Annotated in this window: 2 rRNA genes; both read left to right on the top strand. The window is 49.4% G+C overall.

Going from position 1 to position 3,254, the window contains the following annotated elements:
• Positions 1-143: 143 nt before the first annotated feature.
• A 23S ribosomal RNA gene (locus FFM82_RS13225) occupies positions 144-3,065 on the top strand.
• Positions 3,066-3,137: 72 nt separating this feature from the next.
• A 5S ribosomal RNA gene (gene rrf / locus FFM82_RS13220) occupies positions 3,138-3,254 on the top strand.

Raw genomic sequence — 3,254 nt, 5'->3', positions numbered from 1 at the left:
CTCTTGAAACTTGTTCTTTGAAAACTAGATAATATCAAATATATTTTTTCATAATGAAACCGAGAACACCGCGTTTTTTGAGTTTTTTATTGAAGTTTAATTATCGCTAAACTCATTAATCGCATTTACCGTTAGGTAAATGAGGTTAAGTTAACAAGGGCGCATGGTGAATGCCTTGGCACTAGGAGCCGATGAAGGACGGGACTAACACCGATATGCTTCGGGGAGCTGTACGTAAGCTATGATCCGGAGATTTCCGAATGGGGCAACCCAGCAGTTTTAATCAACTGTTACCACTAGATGAATTCATAGTCTAGTTGGAGGTAAACGCTGTGAACTGAAACATCTCATTAGCAGCAGGAATATAAAGAAATTTCGATTCCCTAAGTAGCGGCGAGCGAACGGGGAACAGCCCAAACCAACGTGCTTGCACGTTGGGGTTGTAGGACTGAATATTTGAGTTACCAAAGGATTTGATAGTCGAAGGATTTGGGAAAATCCGCCATAGATGGTGATAGCCCAGTAGATTAAATCAAATTCTCTCAGTTCAGGATCCTGAGTACGGCGGAACACGTGAAATTCCGTCGGAATCCGGGAGGACCATCTCCCAAGGCTAAATACTACCTAGTGACCGATAGTGAACCAGTACCGTGAGGGAAAGGTGAAAAGCACCCCGGGAGGGGAGTGAAATAGTTCCTGAAACCATGTGCCTACAACAAGTCAGAGCGCGTTAATGCGTGATGGCGTGCCTTTTGTAGAATGAACCGGCGAGTTACGATCCCGTGCAAGGTTAAGACTTAAAAGTCGGAGCCGTAGCGAAAGCGAGTCTGAAATGGGCGACTTTAGTACGAGGTTGTAGACCCGAAACCAGGTGACCTATCCATGTCCAGGTTGAAGGTGCGGTAAAACGCACTGGAGGACCGAACCCGTGTAAGTTGAAAATTGCTGGGATGAGGTGTGGATAGCGGTGAAATTCCAAACGAACTTGGAGATAGCTGGTTCTCTCCGAAATAGCTTTAGGGCTAGCCTCGGAATTAGGATCATGGAGGTAGAGCACTATTTGGACTAGGGGCCCGTCTTGGGTTACTGAATTCAGATAAACTCCGAATGCCATTGATTCATATCCGGGAGTCAGACGGTGAGTGATAAGATCCATCGTCGAAAGGGGAACAGCCCAGACCATCAGTTAAGGTCCCTAAATGTATGCTAAGTGGAAAAGGATGTGGAGTTGCATAGACAACTAGGATGTTGGCTCAGAAGCAGCCACCATTTAAAGAGTGCGTAATAGCTCACTAGTCGAGTGATCCTGCGCCGAAAATGTACCGGGGCTAAGCATACTACCGAAACCATGGATGCGACCATTAGGTCGCGTGATAGGAGAGCGTTCTAAGGGCGGTGAAGCAAGATCGTGAGGACTTGTGGAGCGCTTAGAAGTGAGAATGCCGGTATGAGTAGCGAAAGATAGGTGAGAATCCTATCCACCGAATGACTAAGGTTTCCTGGGGAAGGCTCGTCCTCCCAGGGTTAGTCGGGACCTAAGTCGAGGCCGAGAGGCGTAGACGATGGATAACAGGTTGAGATTCCTGTACTAGTTAAGTGCGTTTGAACGATGGAGGGACGCAGGAGGCTAAGATGTGCATTCTGTTGGATTAGAATGTCCAAGCAGTAAGTCTTAAGCAGAGTCAAATGCTTTGCTTTATCAGGACAAGCTGTGATGGGGAGCGAAATTTTAGTAGCGAAGCGTCTGATGTCACACTGCCGAGAAAAGCTTCTAGTGAGTACTTAACTACCCGTACCGCAAACCGACACAGGTAGTCGAGGAGAGAATCCTAAGGTGAGCGAGTGAACTCTCGTTAAGGAACTCGGCAAAATGACCCCGTAACTTCGGGAGAAGGGGTGCTGATCGCAAGATCAGCCGCAGTGAATAGGCCCAGGCGACTGTTTATCAAAAACACAGGTCTCTGCAAAATCGTAAGATGACGTATAGGGGCTGACGCCTGCCCGGTGCTGGAAGGTTAAAAGGATGGGTTAGCTTCGGCGAAGCTCAGAATTGAAGCCCCAGTAAACGGCGGCCGTAACTATAACGGTCCTAAGGTAGCGAAATTCCTTGTCGGGTAAGTTCCGACCCGCACGAAAGGCGTAACGATCTGGGCACTGTCTCAACGAGAGACTCGGTGAAATTATATTGTCCGTGAAGATGCGGACTACCCGCGACAGGACGGAAAGACCCCATGGAGCTTTACTGTAGCTTGATATTGAGTGTTTGTACAGCTTGTACAGGATAGGTAGGAGCCATAGAAACCGGAACGCTAGTTTCGGTGGAGGCGTTGGTGGGATACTACCCTCGCTGTATGACCACTCTAACCCACACCACTTAGCGTGGTGGGAGACAGTGTCAGGTGGGCAGTTTGACTGGGGCGGTCGCCTCCCAAAAAGTAACGGAGGCGCCCAAAGGTTCCCTCAGAATGGTTGGAAATCATTCGCAGAGTGTAAAGGCACAAGGGAGCTTGACTGCGAGACAGACAGGTCGAGCAGGGACGAAAGTCGGGCTTAGTGATCCGGTGGTACCGTATGGAAGGGCCATCGCTCAACGGATAAAAGCTACCCTGGGGATAACAGGCTTATCTCCCCCAAGAGTCCACATCGACGGGGAGGTTTGGCACCTCGATGTCGGCTCATCGCATCCTGGGGCTGTAGTCGGTCCCAAGGGTTGGGCTGTTCGCCCATTAAAGCGGTACGCGAGCTGGGTTCAGAACGTCGTGAGACAGTTCGGTCCCTATCCGTCGCGGGCGTAGGAAATTTGAGAGGAGCTGTCCTTAGTACGAGAGGACCGGGATGGACATACCTCTGGTGTACCAGTTGTGCCGCCAGGCGCATCGCTGGGTAGCTACGTATGGATGTGATAAACGCTGAAAGCATCTAAGTGTGAAACACACCTCGAGATGAGATTTCCCATTCCTTTATGGAAGTAAGACCCCTGAAAGATGATCAGGTAGATAGGTTAGAAGTGGCAGTGCGGCGACGCATGTAGCGGACTAATACTAATCGGTCGAGGACTTAACCAAGTAATTGGTGTTCCGGTTTATGTGAAAGAGATTTGATATTAGCTAGTTTTGAGAGCGCAAGTTTCTCAGTAGTGTGGTGACGATGGCGAGAAGGATACACCTGTTCCCATGTCGAACACAGAAGTTAAGCTTCTTAGCGCCGAGAGTAGTTGGGGGATCGCTCCCTGCGAGGGTAGGACGTTGCCATGC

It is taken from the genome of Lactiplantibacillus plajomi, from assembly GCF_005405405.1.
Lineage (GTDB): Bacteria > Bacillota > Bacilli > Lactobacillales > Lactobacillaceae > Lactiplantibacillus > Lactiplantibacillus plajomi.
The sequence above is the reverse complement of the archived record's forward strand: the minus strand, read 5'-3'. Positions and strand labels throughout refer to the sequence as shown.